The sequence below is a fragment of the Citromicrobium bathyomarinum genome (assembly GCF_038594485.1).
Classification (GTDB): Bacteria; Pseudomonadota; Alphaproteobacteria; order Sphingomonadales; family Sphingomonadaceae; genus Alteriqipengyuania; species Alteriqipengyuania bathyomarina_A.
The window spans coordinates 1-20918 of sequence record NZ_JBCFZG010000001.1 but is presented as its reverse complement, the minus strand read 5'-3'; the positions used below and the strand labels follow the sequence as shown (position 1 = coordinate 20918).

The window sequence follows — 20918 nt, the reverse complement described above, 5'->3', positions numbered from 1 at the left end:
TGAAGTACAAGCAAATGATCTATCAACCGCAATTGGTTCTGAATCATCGCGCCTTTGGCGACGAGCGGTTTTGCGCGCGCAATTACCGCGCCCTGCTGCCCAATCAAAGCGCTGCGCCCTAGTTCGGACACCACCCAGACAAAGGACGCAGCCCCGCCGAGAAATCGACGGGGCTTTTTTGTACCCGGATCGAGAAAATGCTTCTGACAATCTCCACCACTCACAGGCCTGCTACCGACCTCGGCTTCCTCCTGATGAAGCATCCGGAGAACGTCCATTCGGTCGACCTGCCGTTCGGATCAGCGACTCTGTTCTACCCTGAGGCCGGGGAGGATCGATGCACCGCCGCGATTACTCTGGAGGTCGATCCGGTCGCACTAGTCAGGGGCAAGGCAAGCATTGAGGATCAGTACGTCAACGACCGGCCTTATGCCGCGTCATCGCTGCTGTCGGTCGCGCTTGGCCGCCTTCTCAATACCGCAATGGGCGGTCGATCGAAGCTGCGTCAGGAGCTTGCTGATACCGCGATCCCGCTTGAATGTTCTCTTACGCCGCTCCCGGCCAGGGGGTCGGCTGACCTTCTGGCGCGCATGTTCGAACCGTTGGGATACTCGGTCGAGGCGGAAGTAATTCCGCTCGATCCGGCGCATCCAGAGTGGGGGGCTAGCCCATACGTGTCGCTGAACATCAACGGCACGGTGAGGGTTCAGGACCTGCTTACGCACCTCTTCGTACTCATTCCGGTGCTGGACAATTCCAAGCACTATTACGTGGGCGAGGATGAGGTCAAAAAGCTGCTGCAAAAGGGTGGCGAATGGCTTGAGGCGCATCCTGAGAAGGAACTCATCGTTCGTCGGTACCTGCTCGGGTTCCGGTCGCTCATGCGGTCAGCAGCCGAACAACTAGAAGAGCGGGTTGAGGCGGAAGAACCGGAGGAACACGCATCACGCGATGCCGAGGAAGAAAAAATCGAAAAGCCGATCCGGCTCAACACGCAGCGCATGGATTATCTGGCGGACTTGATCCGTAATCTCGGGGCGTCGAGCGTACTCGATCTTGGTTGCGGAGAAGGTCGGTTGTTGCGCCAGCTTCTCACGATCAAGGGTCTCGACCGCATTGTTGGTGTCGAGGTCGCGCCGCGCGTTCTGGCAAAGGCAGGTGACCGGCTGAAGCTGGATCACATGCCCGACATCAAGCGCAAGCGGATTGAGCTGATGCAAGGCTCGCTCGTGTACCGCGACGATCGTCTCAAGGGTTTCGACGCGGCCGCTCTTGTGGAGGTTATCGAGCACATCGATGCAGAGAGGTTGCCAGCACTGGAAGCGGCCTTGTTCGGCCACGCGCGACCGGCAAACGTGATCGTGACCACTCCCAATAGCGAATACAACGTCCTTTTCGAAGGGATGGAGCCAGGCGCCATGCGGCATTCGGACCACCGGTTCGAGTGGTCGCGTTCCGAATTCCACCATTGGGCGGAATCAGTTGCGAAGGCGTACGGCTACGAAGTTCGATACGGAGGAATTGGGAGCGAAGATCCAACTTATGGTCACCCGACACAGGTCGCCATCTTTTCACGCGTCGATGCGGTGAAGGAGGCGGCATGAAGATCGAGATTCCAGAATTCGCGCTTGTCCTTCTGGTTGGCGCGTCGGGTATGGGCAAGTCGACCTTTGCGTCGAAGCACTTCCTGCCGACTGAGGTCGTATCCTCGGATCGCATGCGTGGTTGGATTGCCGATGACGAGACTGACCAGTCCGCCACCGGCGACGCCTTCGACGTGCTCCATTTCATTGTCGAGAAACGGCTCAAGAACCGGCGGTTCACGGTCGTTGATGCAACCAGTGTACAACCGGAATCCCGCAAGAGCCTGGTCGCGCTTGCCCGCAAATGGCACGCCCTGGTCGTCGCCATTACCTTCGAACTGCCCGAAGAAGTCGCACTTGCTCGCAACGCCGAGCGTCCCGACCGCCAGTTTGGTGCAGGACCGGTCCGTCGCCAGATGCTCAATCTGAAACGCTCCATCAAAAGCATGGGGCGTGAAGGCATCCGCTACGTGCATCGGTTGCGCTCGATCGAGCAGGTGGAGGCAGTCGAGATCACGCGGACACGCCTTTGGACTGACCGTCGCGAAGACTCCGGACCGTTCGACATTATCGGTGACGTGCACGGTTGTGCCGATGAACTCGAAACCATCTTGGACGAGCTTGGCTATCAAGTTTCGTGGGATGGCAAGGACGTCCATGTAACTCCACCTGAAGGTCGAAGGGCGATCTTCGTTGGTGACCTCGTTGATCGTGGACCGCGTTCACCTGACGTCCTGCGTATCGCGAAGCACATGGTGGACTCCGGCACTGCCTTGGCCGTGGTCGGAAACCACGATGACAAGCTGAAGCGCCATCTGTCTGGCCGCAACGTCAAGCCGACGCACGGGCTAGCCGAGACCATTGAGCAGCTTGGTAGCGAGCCGCCGGAGTTTTCGGCTGAGATGCGCGAGTGGCTCGACGGTCTTTTGAGTCACTACCTGCTCGACGATGGAAAGCTCGTCGTCGCCCATGCCGGTCTAAAGGAAGAAATGCAGGGCCGCGCCTCTGGCGCGATCCGCAGCTTCTGCATGTATGGTGAAACGACTGGCGAGGTCGATGAGTTTGGCCTTCCCGTCAGGTGGGACTGGGCATCCGAATACAAGGGTCGCGCAAAGGTCGTTTACGGGCACACTCCGGTGCTCGAAGCGAACTGGGTCAACGGCACGATTTGCATCGATACCGGCTGCGTGTTCGGCGGCAAGCTTACTGCCCTTCGCTACCCGGAACTCGAACTGGTGTCGGTCGATGCCGAGCAGACCTACTATGAGCCGATCCGGCCCCTTGACGGTCCCGCCGCCGATACCGGGAGCACGCCTGCGCATCAGCTCAATATTGCCGACGTGCTGGGCAAGCAGGTCATCGAAACTGGCCTCTATGGTCATGTGACAGTGCGCGAAGACAACGCCGCTGCCGCGCTAGAGGTAATGACTCGGCACGCAGTCGATCCGCACTGGCTGATCCATCTGCCACCGACCATGTCGCCAGCGGAAACGAGCGCACAGGAAGGATGGCTGGAGCGGCCGGAAGAGGCCTTCGCTTACTACGGCTCAAAAGGCGCACGAAAACTTGTGCTCGAAGAAAAGCACATGGGCTCGCGCGCGCTCATAGTGCTGTCGAAGACCCAGGATAGCGCAGCCAAGCGCTTTGGTGTTCACGATGGTTCGCGAGGAACCATCGTGACCCGGACCGGTCGGCGCTTTTTCAACGATGCCGAATTGGAGGCGTCGGTTCTGCACCGCGTGGACCAGGCGATGGAGAGTTCGGGCCTGTGGACTGAACTCGATACCGATTGGGTTTTGTGGGACTGTGAAATCATGCCTTGGAGCATGAAGGCCGGTGCGCTTGTACGCGGCCAATACGCTTCAGTTGGCGCAGCCGCCAATTCTGGTTTGTCTGCTCTCGATGCCGCTTTGCAGGCTGCAATCGCACGTGGCGTGGATATCAAAGACTTGGGCGCGCGAGTGTCCCAGCGCGTCGAAGACGCGGCGAACTATCGCGAAGCGTACAATCGGTATGTCCACCCGTTCAAGGGCATTGCAGACCTGAAGATCGCACCGTTCCATCTTTTGGCATCGGAGGGTCAGGTACATTCCGACAAAGATCATCTGTGGCACATGGGAATGGCTCACAGGCTGTGTGCGGCTGATGCAAACCTGCTGCTTGCGACCGAATATAGGGCTCTCGATCTGGACGATCCTGCTCAGGTCCAAGAGGCAATCGAATGGTGGGAAGCTATGACTGCCAAGGGTGGCGAAGGCATGGTGGTCAAGCCGCTTGATTTCATCGCTCGCGGTCGGCGCGGTCTTCTGCAACCTGCCATCAAGTGTCGGGGGCGCGAGTATCTGCGGATCATCTATGGCCCGCACTACGACCGACCAGGCAACATCGAGAGGTTGAAAAAACGAGGACTTGGCCAGAAGCGGTCGATGGCATTGCGCGAATTCGCGTTGGGGATCGAGGCGCTGAAACGGTTCGTGGACCACGCTCCGCTCACACGCGTGCACCAATGCGTGTTCGGAGTGCTGGCGATGGAGAGTGAGCCGGTTGATCCGCGGCTTTAAGTACGGACCCTGACCCGCTGCCGGAGGCGTTCATAAAGCTGCACCTCCGCTTCGTGTGACAGTTCGACTGTCACAGCAAAACTCTGGCGACCGACGTCTCCAGCCCAACCACCCGCGCAGCGGACCACAAGGTAATAGTTGTCGCCGTATTGCTGGATGTCTCTTGAGAAGGTTACAGAAGCAGTTTGAAGACTTGATTTCTCGCGGATCGTAGAACTTGGACTCAAATCGCAGTTGTAGCGGTTCTCAACTCGCGGAAACGGCCCTTCCTCTGCGGTTCGCTGGCGAAAATGCTCAAAGATCAAGTCAGGCTCACAGCCCCGGATGAGTCGGAATCCCATCGACACACCATTATAGTCGAGACGACTATGTCGAACCGGCGGATCATAGGCTAAACTCACGCGGACCGTGCGGCGGCCGCGCTCCGTTTGAAATGCGTCCGGGATGGGTATCTGGTAAACAGCGAAATGATCGATCTCGAGCTCATCCTCAGCATAGAGCATGACCCGCGCATCGTCAGAGAACGCCGCCCTTTCGGCATCTACTAGCCCATGTCCGCAAAGGTCGAGGGCCGCTCGTCCTCCCAACGGCTCAAGACGCCTCAGCGCCTCTTCTGGAGGAATAGCACTGCTTGCCAGAAGTGCGCGAACAAGATTTGCAGATGCATCAGGAAAGCGAGCCAGTATTTGGCTCGCCTTGAAAGCGACGAGTGGAGCGGCGTACGACGTACCCGAATAGGTCGCAAACAAGCGATCTATTGGCCGATAATGAAGCGAAACAACACCGGCTTCGGGCCTTGCTTCACCGCCGCGCAACGCAATTGCTTGCCCGTCATAAATCAGCGTTCCGCCAATGTCTGCGAAATCGGGCTTGATCGATCCCCGCACACCCGGTCCGGCACGTGAGAACGGAGATGGCTCGTTCAGATCGGCGATGGGACGAATTCCGATATTCTCTTGAGCTTGTGGGCCCAGGCCATTGCTATGCGCAAGCGAACCGACGGTAACTATGTTCATTCCGCCCGCCGGTTCACAAAGGCGGTTGCTTGGTTCGACTAGATAGCGAGGGTATTCCGTAACCGCCTCTTCGATCCTGTTGCCACCTCGCGGTTGGTGATTTCCGGCGGACACGATGATGACCACGTCCAACTCACGGACAAGTTCGTCGAGGGTTTGCGTCCAAGGGCCAACCTTGGATCCTTCGATGAGCTTTTTACGATCACCCAGCGCCACCACAAAAATACGGCAACCAAACTCATCGTGTAAGCGGGTGACAGCCTCGCGCATTAGACGCGGAGTGAGCCGGCTATTCGGAAATCGCCCCCGATCATCCACTACCTTCGCCGAGCAGAGCCTTGCGTAGCGAACCAGCCTCTCCTGCCCAAGCTGAGCCCGCAAATCGCCAAAGGTGGCTATTCCTCCGACAAAGGTCCCATGGCAAAAATCATCGGCAGTACCGAGCGTATCCGGAATGGCGATGGATCCCGCGATAACGTCTTCAATTAAAGGGTGATCGTTGATCCCGCTATCAATGATGCCAATTAGCGGGAGATCGTCGGTCGCGTCCTCGGGGTCTGGCACATCCGCCAGCGGTCGCTCGATTAACTCACTCGTGGTGAGATCGGGCTCCGGCGGAAAGTCGAGTTCGGCGATCTCCTCGATGTTCAGCAGACTGCGGGCCACCGTTCCATCGGCACGCAATCGAAGCATCGTCAAATTGGGACCAATGTGACGGTCCAACTCTTCTGCCCCGAGGGCCTCTGAGTACGCAGCGATGTCGTCGAGCTTGCGCTCACGCAAGGCTCGTGGTCCCAAATCCCAAAGTTCGATATCGAGTATATACTCTACACCCGCCTGGAAATCGTCGACCTCAACCAAGCCTTCTTCGCGCGCGCGCATCCCAATGCGATCACGCGGCGCGACCTCGGCGATCGCATCAACATTTGCGATGAAAGCGGCATAAGCCGGGTTCTGCCGACCCGGCTGCGTTCCTTGCCCATAGCTGTCCAGCTTGTTCCGGAACTCATCAAGTTCATCACTGTCGGCAAACAAAATGAGTGTGCGATCCTCATCGCTCGAGAGGACCGTCAGCCCAACTTTCGCCCACTCATCCTCTTGGAGTGCCCCATGCATCTGGACACGCAAAATAAGTGATGGATCGACGGAATCAGGCCTGCGTCGCCGTCTTTGTGACGCTATTGCTTCGTCGAGCTCGTCGCTGAGCTGGCGGCTGTGCCCGCCCGGATTTCGTTGTGGTGGTGGCCCACCGCCACCGGTTTTGCGGCGAGGGAGCCGCTCCGGCAGCCTGACAAGCTCAAGGTGATCGTAGCGAGGCAATGACAGCTCATACTTCGGCTATACGCGCTGTGCGTCTACGCCGCCGCCGTTCATCAGCCAATGCATCGAGGAAGTCCTTTTCCGAAACCTGCTTTCGCTGATCGATGATCGATGCCTTAATCGCCTGAACACAGATCCTTTCCAATTCAGCGTAGGAGTATCCATCTAACCCATCCAAATGGGCCTCGGGATCGAACTGCAATGGAACGTTCTTAAATTCCATTCGAAGGAAACGAGCGGCCATTCGTCGATCAGGACGGTCAAACCATATTACTTCGTCAAAACGCCGCCATATCGCGGAATCCAGAGATTGGTCGAAGTTGGTCGCAGCTACCAAAAAGCCTTTCGGTTGGATCCGATCAATGAATATCAGGAGGCTATTCACTACCCGGCGCAACTCGCTGTGCTCGCCATCTTCGCTCCGTGCACGGGCTAGCGCATCAAACTCATCGAAAAAGAGGACAGTGGGTTGCTTGCGAGCAAACTCGAAGATCTTGCGGATATTTGTCGCTGTTTCGCCAAGGTAAGACGAGATTAGCCGGTCAATCTTAACGATATAGAGCGGCAAACCGAGCTCTGCCGCGAACACTTCAGCACACAATGTCTTGCCGCAGCCCGGCGGCCCGCAGAAAAGCAATTTGGAGCGCACAGGCAGGCCGCGCCGACGGATCTCGTCGCCGCGACGATATTCTCGCAGCAACGACAAGAAGATTCGCACATTCTCGGAGGACAGTACGATGTCCTGTTTGTTGTGCGACGGCTCGACCAGCTCGATGAAATCACCAGCTGACTCTGGGAATGGAATTAATGGCGCAAGGCCTCTCGGCTTTGATCGCGGCGAAGGGCCGGCCTCCAAGGATTTGCGCAGCGAACGAGCTAGAACGCGGTTATTTTTCTTCTCCTCTTCGCCGATGATCTGCTCGGCCACAGCGCGGAACTCTTCGTCCCGGCCGTAACTTGCCAGCAGCTTTTTCATCAACTCACCGCGCGCCATTCTCTTCCATTCAACCGAAGTCGCCCCAGACAACTATAGCGATTGCTCTCAAAATCGCCAGCAATGACGCGCAAGCGGATCGCCGAACCTTTCGGAGCTATCTTGCTCTGGCGAAAGGATTCCTCTGGCGAAGAATCGCAATCCGTATGCGCACTTCGTGCTTGTCCACATTTCGTCCACAAGGATCAATTCCAAAGCGACTGATTTCCCCCGCACATTCGTTCGACTGCGTCGCCAATCTGCTGCGCCGCATCAAGCAAATGGTCATCATCCAAATGCGCATACCGGGCCGTCGACTGGTGGTTCGCATGGCCAAGCAACCGACCGATCATGGGCAGCGTTTCCTTGTTCATGGCGGCATGGCTGGCGAAGGTGTGTCGCAGGTCATGGATGCGGACCTGACCAAGCCCGGCACGTTCGCGAATGCCTTTCCATGCCCAAGCAACGTCCCGCATTTGCCGCCGGTACCGGTAGTTCCAGAAAAGCCAGGGGAGTTTCCGATGGCGCGGGATGCCAGCAATGACCTCTCGCGCGGCGGAGCCGAGCCAGACGGTGCGCGGACCAGTCTTGCTATCGCGAAGGTTCAGCCGATTTCCCTTCACGTCGCCCCAATGCAGATTGAGTATCTCGCCCCTGCGACAACCAGTGAGCAGCAGCAGGGTGATTGCCGCGCCCTCACAGCGGGCGGTCAAGTCGTCGCTTTCCCGTAGCTTCGTAAGCTCGATCCCGATCCGCCCCAACTCCTCAAGCGTCAAGAACCGCTCACATTGACGTTTGCGGTTCGGTCGGATCGACCGGCACGGGTTGGTATTCTCGAGCCGATACCCCCACGCCTCCGCCTTGTTGAGCATGTGCTTGAGGATTTCGAGGGTCCGATTGGCAGCACCCGGACCGGTGCGGTTATTGAGCTCGGCAAACCACTTGGTCACATGCTGTTCGTTGACCTCATCGATGAAGGTGCCCTTGAAGGCGTCATCGAGGTAGAGCCGCCGGTAGCGTGTGTGGGAGTCGAGCGTGGAAGCTTTCCAACGCGGCGACCAGCGGGTCCAGTATTCCTCAAGGAAATCGTCAAACCTCGGCGCGGATCGAATGCGCTTGCGATCAGTGGCCGGATCGCGCCCCACCTGCGCGTAGGCAATGACGCGGCGCGCAACCATTTGCGCCTGATGGCGCGTGAGAACCGACGCCGGGCCGATGGTAACGGTGCGCAGCCTGCCACCCATCCGGGTCTGCACAATGTAGACGTTGCGCCCGCTCGGATAGTGTCGAATGCCGAAGCCGTGCTCGATCCCGAGCCAGGTCGTCGTCCGTGCCTTGCCTTTGGGAACGAGCCTGAAGTTTACCGATGCGCCAACCTCGGCCAGTGCCTCTTCGACAATGCGCTTGAGGCTGGCGGCTGTCATGACCGCAGTCCGATCGCTTGCGCCAGCGAGCCGGAAATGCGCTCGGCAGCATCGCCGATCACGTCATCGGACAGATGCGCGTACTTTGCCGTCGTCTCTGGCAAGACGTGGCCAAGTAGCTTGCCGATAGTGGCGAGCGGCACATTGTCCATGATCGCGGTCGAAGCGAAGCTGTGCCGCAAGTCATGGACGCGCAGGTCGGGCATCGCGCAGCGTCGGCGCAGATTGTACCACCACGGCTCGATGTTGACCGGGTGCTTGCCCCGTGAGTTGACGAACACCAGCGCGTCGTCTTCACCGCGCTCAAATCCTGCCAGTACCTCCAGCGCCTGTGAGTTGAGCCAGATGACTTTTGGTCCGGTTTTGCTGTCGGGCAGCACGAGCCGGGGCGGTTTCACCATTCCCCATCGAAGAAACCTGATCTCACCCAGCCGCGCGCCGGTAAACATCAGCAGCCGCACTATTGCGACTGGGATGGGATGCTCGGCCTCAGCCTCACGCAAGGCCGCGCCAAGGCGGCGATACTCGGCAGGCGTGAGGTACCGCTCCATCTTCGGCCGCTTGAATCGCGGCATTCCCCGACAAGGGTTCGATCCCTTGCGACGCATCCGCAGTGCTTCGGCATACTTCATGAGCGAGGCCAGAACTGGCACGGCACGGTTGAAGCTCGTTTCGCCTGTCCCGGAGCAACCGTCACGCCAGCGGTGGATGTCGGCGGGCATGATGTCCGCCACCCGCATCGCGCCAAATTCCGGCTCGATGGACAACCGCCAAGCGTTGCGGTTGCGCTTGACTGTCGATGGCTTCCAGACCCGCGAAAGGTCATCCCAATACGTCTCGACGAAATCGGAAAGCGTTGGCGTGGCTTTGACCACGGCACGCTTGGGCAGACCGTCCAGCGCCACCTCGGCCAGGATGCGCCGCGCCTGAGCCCTCGCTACGGAAGCGTCAAGCCCATCGGTTCGGCCAAGCGAAATCCGGCGATGCTTGCCGCGATGTCGTACGCGGACAAACCAGAAGTAATTGCCGCTCGGCCTGACACGCAGGCCGAACCCGGCAAGCTCGGTATCCCAGATGCAGTATTCCGTCTCGCGAAGCGGCAGCTTGCGCCGCGCAAAATTACCATCGAGCAGTGCCCGGCGCCCGGGCTTTTGCCGCCTGGGGACCATATGGCAATCGTCACTAGCAAAACTGCCCTCAAAAGTCGCGGAATTACCGTCATTTGCGGGGACCGGATGGCCTTCAACAGCATGCCTGCTGCCGAGCACTTCCAGCATCTCACGCACTGATTTTACGGCATTTTTTCCCATACTATGGCAGTCTTACTGCGTACGGTGTGCACATCGTCCCCAATTGCTCGGGTGGTGACCAGTGACCTCGGCTGTTCTGTCTCAAGGGTCATTCCCTACCCCTACTAAAGGAGCGCGAGCAACCCTTCGAACTGGGCCATGTTCGCGAGGGATCTGTCCCTGTAGCCTTCCTAACATGAGACCGCACCTGCGCGGAGAGGGACCGGCCAAGGACCACGTGCGGAGCGGCAGGAACGGGGCGAAGTCGGTCCTGCCGCGCGCGCTGGTCCGACCCGGTTCCGGTGCGCAAGTGCGTGCGGGGCCCAGAAGCCAATCAGGCCGCGCCCTCAGGAGCGCAGCGACAGCTGCGCGGGACAGAGCGCGTCCATAGCCCCGCTCAATTTCTCGAACCTGTTGCCAACGCAGGCGAGCACAAAAAAGGGCGGGAACCGTTTCCGGCCCCGCCCCCTCCGGCGCTTCAGTATTCGTCGAGCATGCCCCCATGGACCGTGTGTACCACGCGGTGTGCCAGGTGCGCCGGGAGCGCATTGTAGTCGCCCTCGTCGAGTGCGAAGTAACCCAGATCATCATCCTCGATAACGTGCTGGTCGAAGAAGCTGTGCAATGCCCGCCGTTCGGCCGTGGCAAGTGCCTCGAAGTAGCTGTTGGAATTGGTCTGAACCGTTGCAAGTGTAGCCATGATATCCTCCTGATTTTGTCGGGAAGCCGACAGGAGGTTGGCGGACGGGGATGCGGCCGCCGGGTCACAGGATCGCCCGTATGGGCGACCGCGAAGCGGCGGTGGGGGTAACGGTTTTGTCGGACCGTAGCGCCAGCGAAGAGGAGGCAAAATCGTGGGGCCCCGCCGTCCTTGACGCGGTGGTTGCAGCCCCGTCAGCATGGGAGTTCCGTGAGCCAGGACCCTCTCACCTTTCCGCCTGACGTGAGGTCAGAATTTGTTTTCCTACATGCCTGTAACCGGGGCAGGATGCGTGCGGGCTGCCGTCACAAGGGGATTATTGAAAGGACCCCATATGCCGTCGCAACGAAGCGCGATTGCCGCATTGAAGAAACTGGAAGCCGACCGGGAAGCGCTCGACCAGCGTCAGCGCGAACTGGAAGAGAAGGCTGCAATTGAACTGGGCCAAATGCTGCTCGGCACCGGTATCGAGACCTTCTCGAAGAAGGGCATCAGGAAGGCCGGCGAACTGCTCGGCAAGCTGGGCGAAGAAGAAGGCCTGCGGCGGCTGGAATCAGCCCGCGCTGCCCCCACTCGCGAGCCCCAGGCATCGTCAGGCTAGAACAGGTAGAGGGGCGCTGCCCGGTTTGGACAGCGCCCCTCTGAGTGGGATCGATGATGCTGGATGTCAATCGATCTCGGGTGCGTCGGTGTTGTCGTTCTCGTCACCCGAGCCGTTACCGCGGGAGAGGAAGTCGACCTTGTCGGCGAGGATTTCGGTGCCGTAGCGGGTAACCCCGTCCTTGTCCTCCCACTGGGTGTAGTGGATGCGGCCCTGGACGCTGACCAGCTGGCCCTTGGAGCAGTACTGGCCGACGGTCTTGGCGAGGCCGTTGAAGCAGGTCACCCGGTGGAACTCGCTTTCCTTGGCGGTGTAGCCGTTCTCGTCCTTGTAGGTCTTGCCGTCCTTGTCGCGCGCGGGGCGATCGGTGACGACGGTGATCCCGGTGACATTGGTGCCGCCCTTGGTCTCGCGGGTGTCCGGATCGCGAGCGATGCGACCGGTGAGGATTGCGATATTGGTCATGGTGAAAGTCCTTCGGTTCCTCAAACCGGAGACCATCTCCGGCTTGCGAACATCCAAAGGAAACAGGGCATGGGAGGACTGCACCGAAGGCCTGAAGGGCCGAAGGGAAACCTGTTGATGACGGGTGGTGCGGGCAGGCAGCGCAGCTGCCAACACGGCCGGAAAGGAACGGGTTGCTGTCCTCAGCTGACCTGGTTCAGGACTGTTCGCGACAAAAGCCGGATGGGTATCGGTGCGGGTCTGAAGGCTCACGTGACCCTGCTGCAATCAGCCTCCTCCATCGCTTTCCGATGCCGCCAGGAGATCCATGAAGTTGCGGGCTGCTTCCCGGTCTTCCTCGTTCTCGAACGCCACATCGAGATCGGGGGCGGACTCGAACATGTGCAGGAACGACCACAGCGCAAAGCGCTTGCCCCGGTCCTCCTCAAGGCCGAGATCGACCCGGCAATGCTCAATGCCGGCTGCAAAGGTGTCGGGAGAAACCCCGGAGAGGTCGGTGGTGGCAAAGTAGCGCTGCAGCAGATCGTCAAGTTGCATGACCGGTCCATAGTCGGGTCGGCGCCGAATGCACATCCAGGCAATTCAGATGCAGATGATGAAGGAACCCTCAGGACCCGGGAGAGGTGCCCAAGAGGCCGCGACGATCGACCACGGTGATCCGGCGCATCTTGGCATCGATCACCAGCCTTTCGGTCACGCCATTGCCCGGAAAGGCGACGACATAACGCGGATTGAGCGAGAGCATCTGCTCGTTGCGCTTGAACCCGGCGCGCGCACCAAGCCGACGATCAAGCGAGTAGGTCAGTTGCTGCACTTCGCGGCGTTCAGCCCAACTCGCTGCCAGGCGATCGGCTCCCTTGCCGTCGCCGCCATGGACCAGGAAGAGATCGGGAACCACATCGCGAACCTTGTCGAGCGTCGCCCAGATATTGTCGGCATAGGCGCGCGCGTCCTCGGCGCTCTCGAAGCTCTGGCGACCACCGGCGAAAACGACCGGAGTTCCTTCCGGGATCAGGGCGTGACGCCGGTTCTCAGCACGTGCACGGAGGAAGTCGCGGGCATCGATCACAGCCGATGTGAGATTGCGCGAATGGCTCGTACGCGAGCCGGAAACGGGCTTCCACGAGGAACCGGTCTCGTCGCGGTAAAGTGCTGCAGCAGCCTCACGCATCTGCTCGAATGCCAGCATGCTGGCTTCGGCAGCCTGCGCGCGTTCGACCTGCTCTTCCAGATTGCTCGAATGCACCTCGGAGCCATCGGCTGATGCGAGGAGGACCCGGATCTCGTCGCTGGCCCGATCAAGCTGAGCCGACTTGCGGCTGGCTGCGCGGTGGAAGAGATTGACCACGCCCCAGGCAATGTCCTCGGCATCAGCCTCTAGGGCCGTGTCGGAAAACATCGCGAAGAGGTCGGACCAGACTGCGGCGAGGGTCTGCTCAATCGCGTCCTCGCAGGGAAAGTCGGTTTCGTTGAAGGTAGCTGGCCTGATGCTGAGGCCTGAGAGGTCGAGACCGTTCAACTGGTCGATGAAGCTGTCGTACATGGGGTGTCTCCTGATCGCGGGGACAAGGAGAGGAGGCGCCATTGCCTCGGCCCTGTCCGCCGAGCCCGATCAGGGCCGGGAAAAGGGGCGAGACGCACCGCGTAGCGGGAAACCTGCGGCCCTAGGCTGGCGCGGGCAACACGGGTCGACGGGCCGCAGGTTGCGGCGTGCCCCGACCGGCCCAAGGGCCTCTCCCGGCGGACTGGGATGAGGCAGGATCAGGACCCGGTGTCGCAGGTGGATCGGGAGCGCTCGAAGATCGCTTCGCCATTCGAGAAGCGCCCGACCAGGCGCAGTTCACCGAACAGGTCGATGAACCTATCCGACACCTGGCCAAGCCAGTGCCGTGCCCTCGGCACTCGCGGTTTGTAGAAATCGGCTTCCCAATAGCGAGCGTCGTCGCGCTCGGCGAGCCAGATCGCGGCGAGCCCGCACCAGGTCGATATGCCGCAATCGGCGAAGGCGTTTCGCAGGAGGATGCGGTCCTCGCGGCCGCGCCATCCTTCGAAGCGTTCAAAGGAAGGAAAGGCCGCCTTCGCGGTATCGATGATCTCGTCGACGAGGCACTCGTAGGCCCAGTCGACATCTTCGTCTTCGCCGTCATCAAGCAGGCGGAAGGCAACCACGGAGCCAGTTGGATAGCTGACGGAACGTCCCATCTCACCGCTCCTCAGGCGGCGTCAGCGAGATCGACATCGGCCTCGCTTTCACGGGATTGATGACCCCCGAGTTCGAGCAACAGGCTGGCCGCTTCCTCGGCCTTGGCCGCAGCGGTCAGGATCGCGCGCTCGTCCGATTTGAGGATCTTGAGCCAGGACGCGATGTAGCTGGCGTGATGGTCGAGGTGGGTGACCGGAAGACCCAGTTCTGCCCCAAGAATGGCAGAGGAAAGCTCGGCGATCAGTTCTTCGGCGGCATAAGCGTCGCTGCCGAAGCGGTTCTTGAGATCGCGGTCGAGCCGCGAAGAATGCCCCGTCCAGTGCGACAGCTCGTGGGCGAGCGTTGCGTAGTAGTGGTCATAGGCTTCGAAGAGTTCGGCTGGCGGCATGGTGACCCGGTCACGCTGCGGCTCGTAATAGGCCTGCGCGCCATGATGCCGCAGGTCAGCGCCGATCTCGGCGAAAAAAGTATCAAGCCGCTCTTCGCGTCCTTCGGGCTCAAGCGCGGCAATGAGTGGCTTGGGATGATAGAACTCGGGGAGGCCGTCGCACTGGTCGGCATTGAACACGGCATAGGCCTTGAGCACGCGCCGGTTCTCGGTGTCAGCTTCGCCTTCGGCGTTCTCGACTTCCTTTGTGTAGCTCTTGTAGAAAATCGCGATGGTCGATTTCTCACCCTTGCGGACCTGTCCGCCGTGCGCCTGACACTGGCGGTAGGTCATCCAGTAAGGCGAGGCGTAGCCGCAGCCATCGGCCACCATCCACAACCAGAAGGTGTTCATGCCGCGATAGGGCGTCCCGCAGGAGCGCAAGGGCCGCGAGACGGGCACACCGCGCCACGGCTTGACCCAGGGTCTGGTGCCTTGCTCGAGCTTTTCGATAATGGCGGCGGTAATGCGCTGCGCTGGGGAAACTGAAGCAGTGCGGCGGGATCTGGTCATGGGAGTTCTCCTGATGACCGGGACGGACATGCCCCGGCTCAAGAAGAGCAAAGCTCCCTCCCCTCTAAGGGGCGACGGTTATACTCTCTCCATTCAGATCTGGGGGGCACACGCGAGCCTCCAAAAGCCCGACGTTCCGCCACACTGGCACAAGCGATTTCCTTCAGCTTTCAGTACCTTTCAGCAACTTGAGCTTTCACGTCCATCGCGGATGTCCTATCTAATGTCAGGATATTCTGTTAATATATTGACATTGTCAGAATATACACGTAATGGTCCGTCGCAGGAGGACGGGATGACCGACGGCCCATTCAAGAATTTGAAGCTCGACAGTCGCTCAAGGCGGTTTGCGGAAGCTGTACAGAATGAGGCTGAAGATCATGACACTCGGTGTGCACTGGGCAGCGATGCCATCGTGAAGGGTATCTTGTCAGGAAACGACGGACTGATCCGCGACCTGCAGAGTTATGGTGCGGATGGGCAGCTTGATCTCGATCCAAAGGGATCAATCAAGGGTATCTTCGAAAAGCACGATAAGTCGGAATTTTCGGATGACCTCCAACGTGAAGTCGCCATGAGGCTGCACGATGGTGAGAGCTCTCGCGATGCAATCGACAAGGCTTTGAACGCATGTGTCGAAACCAATATCGGCAAGACGCTCACCCGTATTCAGGAAGCTGGGCTAGAGGCGCACAGGGAAGGCCCGATGCACAGAGACCAGCTCGACCGTCTCAATGAAGGATTGGGCGAAGTCTCGAAGAGCCTTGACCGTGCGCGCATTCAGGAGGCCGTGAAGAGCTGCGATAAGAACGCGTTCAAGCTGGACCTCAAAAAAAGAACCGGTCTCGATGACCCAATTCTGTGATTGTAATGAGTGAATTTTCTAAGTTTTCTGAACGTGACCTAACCATACTTGAGGCGGGGCAAGCGGTTCCGCGTCGAGGCGCGAAGGGGCGCGTCTATGCGACCATCGGCTCAGAGATTAAGTGCGATAAGGACATCTTTGACAGCTACTGCCATGAAGGCTGGAGCAACATTCATCACGACCTGTTGATTGTCTGCGCGGCCGTCGAATTTGCAGATCGCCGCTGGGGACGCGGCAGTGCACATTGGGCACGGCACTTTCATGTGACTGTGCCCGTGATTGAGCTTGCGACCTGGCAGGATGCGACTGTTCAACAAGGTCTTTGCGATACCCTGCGCCATCTGACTGGTGACGAGTGGCGTTTTAGCTTCGTGCGCCATGAGGGCGCAGCAACAAGCAAGCCGCGACAAGGCCCGCTATTCCCGAACCAGCAAAAGGCGTTCGCCATTGCGTACAGCGAAGGCTTGGACTCGCTAAGTGTTTCGGGCCTCTACAACGAGAATGACACTGCCGTGAGCGTGCGTGTGTCGAAATTCAAGCAACGCCTGCGCAAAGATGAGCGGCCGTTCGACCGCCTGCCCTTTGATATGAAGGTGAAGCCGAATCCCGAGAACAGCGCCCGTTCGCGTGGTTTCAAATTTGCGGCGGTGATCGCAATCGCCTCGCAGCTGTCTAATGTCAGCCGGATCATTGTGCCTGAAAGTGGACAGGGCGCTCTGGGGCCTGTGTTGCTCCCCCTGCTCAACATCTATCCAGACTACCGGAACCACCCGACTTTCTTCAGAAAGATGGAGCGCTTCATAAAGGCGTTGCTTGGTATCGATCTCACCTATGAGCAACCGCGCCTCTGGCATACCAAAGGCCAGACCATCGCGGCGTTTTTGCAAAGGCCAGGCGTAAAGCCCCAGCACGTGATTGATACCCGCTCGTGCTGGCAGCAGCGGGCAAACGTGCGCGTGGGAGGGAAAGTACGCCAATGCGGCATTTGTGCGGCGTGCCTATTGCGCCGGATGAGCTTGCACGCCGCCGGCGTTGTCGAGCCACCCGAGAATTATGCCATTGCCAATTTGCGGGCCGCGCGATTTAGTGATGCTCTGCCGAAGCAAAACAGCTTCAGGGCCACCAACACCCTTTACGATTACGGCTATATGGGCGCGCGGCACCTGCAACAACTGGCCGATTTGGCCAGTGTGCCAGATACCGCCCTGAAGCCTCACGCATTCCAAATCGCTGAAGCCGTTGGATCGTCAGTAGATGACGTGACCGGCCAGCTTAGGGACATGCTCGTGCAACATTCGAAAGAATGGGCAGCATTCGAGCAGGACCAGGGCGAAGAGAGTTTTCTGCAACTATGGACGAAGGGAGGTCGCCATGACTGATCTAAACGAGCTGACCGCACAGGAGATCGGTCGCCGCCTTCGCCTTGCCCGCGAAAGCGCAAAAATACGTCAGGACGAAGCAGCTAAGGTAATTGGCATGTCTCGCCCCACCCTCGTTTCGATTGAAAAGGGGGATAGGCGGGTTCGCATTCAGGAGCTTCAGGCGCTTGCGAACCATTACGGGGTATCGGTGAATGCCCTGCTGCGACGCGAGGCAGTCCATACTGACCTTGTGCCACGCTTCCGCCGACTGCGGGAAACCGAGGATGAGCATACCGGCGAGGCAGTGCAACTGCTGAATGATCTCGTTCGAGCTGAGGTTGAGTTGGAGAACATTCTCGGCATTGAGCGGCCTAAGAATTACCCGCCCGAAAGGGGCATCAACACTGGCGATGTCGTCGAATTGGCAGAACAGCACGCGCAAGAGCTGCGCGACTGGCTCGGATTGGGCTCTGGCCCAATCGCCGATATCTTCAGCTTGATGGAGTTGGATCTCGGCATCCGACTCTACCAGCGACGCCTGTCGAAGGGTTCGAAGGTGGATGCGCTCTTCACCTACGACCAAACTTTGGGAGCTTGCATTCTCTTGAATGCGAACTTCCCACTGGAGCGGCGTATTCAATCCGCAGCTCACGAGCTGGGGCATTTCGTTGGCACTCGTCAGGCGCCAGAAGTTCTGGAAGAAAATGAGAAGTTTCAGTCACGCGAAGAGCGATATGCTCATGCGTTTGGGCGCGCCTTTCTCTCACCGCGCAAGAGCTTTGAAGCGGCGTGGCGTCAGCTCACCGCTGGCTCTGAGATTACCCGCAGGCCAATCATCGTACAGGCGCACCATTTCCGCATTTCACGCGAAGCTTGTGTGAGGAGGCTGGAAGAGCTCGGACTTGTTAAGCGGGGAGCATGGGACAAGCTGAAAGCCCATGGTGGCATTGCTCCCGCACAGGTGCGTGAAGTGCTGGGCGATGCTTCAAGTAAGCCCGACCCAGCAAAAGATGATGCAAACCGGCCGGTGTCCCATCGCATGAGCTTCATGGCCTACACCGCCTGGAAACGCGATCTGATGTCGGAAGGACAACTGGCCGAGCTTCTTAAAATCAAGCGGCTAGAGCTGCGCGCTCTGCTCGATCAAATGGAACTTGAGGAGAGCGAAACGGATGACCTGTTTAAGCTCCCTCTCTGATACGCTGATCCCATTAGTCCCCGATACGAGCGTGCTGATCAATCTGCACGCTTGTACGTTTGGCGAACAGGTGCTTCGGGCCATTCCAAACGACATTGTTCTGACTGAAACGGTGGTTACGGAACTCAACCATGAAACTAGTCACGCCAATGGCGAGAACGGGTTCATCCAACGCCTGATATCGGAGAACGTCGTCAAGGTCGTCCAGATGGATGATGCAGCGGCTCGTCTTTTCGAGACGATGATCCGTTCTCCCGGTTCGCTAGATGACGGCGAAGCAGCTACGATTGCAGTGGCGGTGTCACAGGGTTTTCTGCCCGTTGTCGATGAGCGAAAGGGTCGGGCACGAGCCCAAGACCTGATGGACGGCCAAGCCCCCGCTTGGTCGTTGGACCTTTTGGTGCATCCAGCGGTGCAGATTGAGCTCGTCGGTGACGGGTATATCGAGGCCGTCTATCTCGCCCTTCGAGAAGGTCGAATGAGGATTGATGATGAGCGCTGTGAGGCGGTTGCAAGGTTGATCGGATTTGAACGCGCCGTCGCGTGCAATAGCCTTCCGGGGTTCAAGAGTCGGAAGGGTTCTTGGGAAGCCAAATGACCAGCATTCTTGCGTGCTCTTCCCCAATCGATGATGTGGACGAAAGGGCAGCTTTGCTACTCGTTCTTTCCCAAACGAGACGGTCAGCAAGTGGCCCAAATCTTACATTGAAAAGGCGGCCCGTCCCTGTAGGACGGACCGCCCGCCGAGTGATCTGGACCTGTCAGGAGGGGTCAGGCAGCCTGCTCGGCAATCTCGTCAATCGCGTCGTCGCTGACCGTTTCATCGGCTTCTTCGTCAATCGATGCGGCTTCCTCAAGATTGGCGGGGACATTAGCATCCGTGAACCGCATGATCGGCGGAACCCAAGCCTGCGCCCGTTCCTTGACGTCGGGCTCGCCAATGAAGTTGCCCGAGAAGATGCGTTCGGCAGCGCTCGCAAGCTCAGCCTTCTTCGATGCGGCATAGCGACCGACCAGTTCGGGACCGCCGGCGGCATCGAGCGCTTCGAGCGTGCGGGCCTTAGCCACCCGGTCGAAGTAATTCGACGCCGTAGGTCGCCACCAATGCGCGGTCTCGATTTCGAGGAGCGAGCCGAGAGCCTCGTGCATTGGCACCAAGCGCTCACCTTCGCAGGCCAGGCTGGCAACGAGTGTGCGCGCAACGACATGGCCGAGCCAGGCCGAACGCGCCTCGTCGGACAGCGCCCGGAACCTTGCGAACCGCTCGACGTCGCTTGTCCCAGCACGCCAGCTTTCATCGAGCGAACCGGCAAATTCGGCCAGGGCAGCGCTCGCCGGTGCATCCTTGGCCTCGAAGCCGGTAACCGGGCCGGACGCGACCGAGCCGACCAGCGTCGATGCTTTCCTGGCGCGCCAGTCATGCCCGTCGGCATCGGCGAACGTAAAGACCATGAAGTCGAGCGCCAGTGCCGGATCGTTTGCGAGATGGATCGCCAGGATATCGCGGCGCTGCATTGCGAGCTCGTCGAGCAGACGCTGCGACAGCGAACTTCCCTTGGGCTTTGCCGCTCCACTTTCCTCGATTGCCTCGACAACGCCTTCGTCAGCGATGACCTCGGTCTCGGTATAGAACTGCGGGACCAATGTCGGCTCGCCATTGCGCGAGAGGACGATGAAGGCGCCAGCTTCAGCCTTGAGTTCATCGGCCAGCACCGGCGGGCGATCGGTGAGGTCCCGCATGGCACGATTGATCGCCACCAGTTCCTCTTCGGCCTTGGCCACATCGTCCTCGTCGCTGTCCTTGTCTTCGAGAATAGCGGCGACACGGTCGTAGTCGGCCTCGAGTTCGCCCAGTTCCTGCGCTTCCTGCTCGGTCATTGGCGCAGGCTCGCAGGGCAAGCGACCGAGACCTTCAATAAGGTCGTGGCTGACGTAGTTGCCAAGCGTCGGACACACCCAGGCAAGGCCATATTCAATGGCGGCCTTTTCTGCGGCTTCTTCCATGGCCTTTTGCGCGAGGTCCTCGAGCAGCGCGACATCGATCCAGCTTTCACTGGTATCATCGTCGAACAGTTCGCGTTCGATCCGGCCACCTGCGGCGAGGTAGGCATCGCGTCCGACAAGAACAGCTCGCGGATCGGAACCGCGCACCGTGGCATCGAGCACCATGCGGCGGATCGTGTCGGGCGTGATCTGGTACCAGGCTTCCTGCAGTTCGGCATAGACATGTGCCTGGCGCTCGACATCGGAGATCGCGCCGTAGGCCTTGGCCATGTCGAGCGTGATCGTGCCTTCGGCGAGCGCTTCGAAGACGCAAGGCGCGAGGGCAGCCAGGCGCAGACGCCCTTCGACGAACCGGACGGTGAGGCCGAAGCGACGCGCCACGTCTTCAGGGGTGGCTCCCGCCTCGATGATCGAT

The 20918-nt window shown here is 59.5% G+C and carries 18 protein-coding genes; 7 read left to right on the top strand and 11 right to left on the bottom strand.

Features of this window, described 5'->3' with window-relative positions; all coding sequences use genetic code 11:
* Positions 1–197: 197 nt before the first annotated feature.
* Both AAG591_RS00090 and AAG591_RS00085 read left to right on the top strand, forming a co-directional pair.
* A complete protein-coding gene (locus tag AAG591_RS00090) occupies positions 198–1604 on the top strand; it encodes a 3' terminal RNA ribose 2'-O-methyltransferase Hen1 (protein ID WP_342528918.1) in 1407 nt (468 codons plus the stop codon).
* Positions 1601–4144, top strand: coding sequence for a polynucleotide kinase-phosphatase (locus AAG591_RS00085; RefSeq protein ID WP_342528917.1), 2544 nt, complete (start codon positions 1601–1603; stop codon positions 4142–4144). The genes AAG591_RS00090 and AAG591_RS00085 overlap by 4 nt, the downstream gene beginning before the upstream one ends.
* Here the strand turns inward: AAG591_RS00085 and AAG591_RS00080 are convergent.
* The 5 genes from AAG591_RS00080 to AAG591_RS00060 form a co-directional block, all read right to left on the bottom strand.
* Complete coding sequence (locus AAG591_RS00080; RefSeq protein WP_342528916.1) at positions 4141–6480, bottom strand: S8 family peptidase; 2340 nt, start codon at positions 6478–6480, stop codon at positions 4141–4143. The two genes, AAG591_RS00085 and AAG591_RS00080, sit on opposite strands and share 4 nt — an antisense overlap.
* A gap of 7 nt (positions 6481–6487) precedes the next feature.
* Positions 6488–7456 carry an AAA family ATPase gene (locus AAG591_RS00075; protein WP_342528915.1) on the bottom strand — a complete coding sequence of 323 codons (969 nt, stop codon included), beginning with the start codon at positions 7454–7456 and terminating at the stop codon, positions 6488–6490.
* Between the two features lie 203 nt (positions 7457–7659).
* Complete coding sequence (locus AAG591_RS00070) at positions 7660–8877, bottom strand: tyrosine-type recombinase/integrase (protein WP_342528914.1); 1218 nt, start codon at positions 8875–8877, stop codon at positions 7660–7662.
* The gene (locus AAG591_RS00065; RefSeq protein WP_342529949.1) at positions 8874–10154 is read right to left on the bottom strand and encodes a tyrosine-type recombinase/integrase; all 1281 of its coding nucleotides are present in this window, start codon (positions 10152–10154) and stop codon (positions 8874–8876) included. The genes AAG591_RS00070 and AAG591_RS00065 overlap by 4 nt, the downstream gene beginning before the upstream one ends.
* Before the next feature lie 490 nt (positions 10155–10644).
* Positions 10645–10866 carry a hypothetical protein gene (locus AAG591_RS00060; protein ID WP_342528913.1) on the bottom strand — a complete coding sequence of 74 codons (222 nt, stop codon included), beginning with the start codon at positions 10864–10866 and terminating at the stop codon, positions 10645–10647.
* 334 nt (positions 10867–11200) lie between these two features.
* On the opposite strand from AAG591_RS00060, the gene AAG591_RS00055 reads away from it, so the two are divergent.
* Positions 11201–11467, top strand: a complete 267-nt coding sequence (locus tag AAG591_RS00055; RefSeq protein ID WP_342528912.1) for a DUF6437 family protein — start codon at positions 11201–11203, stop codon at positions 11465–11467.
* Positions 11468–11533: 66 nt separating this feature from the next.
* On the opposite strand, the gene AAG591_RS00050 is transcribed toward AAG591_RS00055, so the two are convergent.
* From AAG591_RS00050 to AAG591_RS00030, 5 genes are all read right to left on the bottom strand, one after another.
* Positions 11534–11932, bottom strand: a complete 399-nt coding sequence (locus AAG591_RS00050; protein ID WP_226792137.1) for a single-stranded DNA-binding protein — start codon at positions 11930–11932, stop codon at positions 11534–11536.
* 267 nt (positions 11933–12199) lie between these two features.
* Complete coding sequence (locus tag AAG591_RS00045) at positions 12200–12469, bottom strand: hypothetical protein (RefSeq protein WP_342528911.1); 270 nt, start codon at positions 12467–12469, stop codon at positions 12200–12202.
* A 70-nt stretch (positions 12470–12539) separates the two neighbouring features.
* A complete protein-coding gene (locus tag AAG591_RS00040; protein ID WP_342528910.1) occupies positions 12540–13475 on the bottom strand; it encodes a DUF2493 domain-containing protein in 936 nt (311 codons plus the stop codon).
* 218 nt (positions 13476–13693) lie between these two features.
* Positions 13694–14134 (bottom strand): hypothetical protein, encoded by a 441-nt coding sequence (locus AAG591_RS00035; protein WP_342528909.1) that lies wholly within the window; start codon positions 14132–14134, stop codon positions 13694–13696.
* Positions 14135–14145: 11 nt separating this feature from the next.
* Positions 14146–15075 (bottom strand): ArdC family protein, encoded by a 930-nt coding sequence (locus tag AAG591_RS00030; RefSeq protein WP_342528908.1) that lies wholly within the window; start codon positions 15073–15075, stop codon positions 14146–14148.
* A gap of 295 nt (positions 15076–15370) precedes the next feature.
* Between AAG591_RS00030 and AAG591_RS00025 the strand changes: the two genes are divergently transcribed.
* From AAG591_RS00025 to AAG591_RS00010, 4 genes are read left to right on the top strand one after another with little or no spacing between them, the layout of a single operon-like run.
* Positions 15371–15940, top strand: coding sequence for a hypothetical protein (locus AAG591_RS00025; protein ID WP_342528907.1), 570 nt, complete (start codon positions 15371–15373; stop codon positions 15938–15940).
* Between the two features lie 5 nt (positions 15941–15945).
* Positions 15946–17319 carry a 7-cyano-7-deazaguanine synthase gene (locus AAG591_RS00020; protein WP_342528906.1) on the top strand — a complete coding sequence of 458 codons (1374 nt, stop codon included), beginning with the start codon at positions 15946–15948 and terminating at the stop codon, positions 17317–17319.
* Positions 17312–18499: a helix-turn-helix domain-containing protein gene (locus tag AAG591_RS00015; protein ID WP_342528905.1), complete on the top strand. Its 1188-nt coding sequence runs from the start codon at positions 17312–17314 to the stop codon at positions 18497–18499. Before AAG591_RS00020 ends, AAG591_RS00015 begins: the two co-directional genes overlap by 8 nt.
* On the top strand, positions 18474–19097 hold the full coding sequence (locus AAG591_RS00010; RefSeq protein WP_342528904.1) for a PIN domain-containing protein: 624 nt from the start codon (positions 18474–18476) through the stop codon (positions 19095–19097). The genes AAG591_RS00015 and AAG591_RS00010 overlap by 26 nt, the downstream gene beginning before the upstream one ends.
* Before the next feature lie 173 nt (positions 19098–19270).
* Here AAG591_RS00010 and AAG591_RS00005 read toward each other — a convergent pair.
* Positions 19271–20918 (bottom strand): chromosome partitioning protein ParB (locus AAG591_RS00005; RefSeq protein ID WP_342528903.1); only part of this gene is annotated, 1648 nt, incomplete at its 5' end.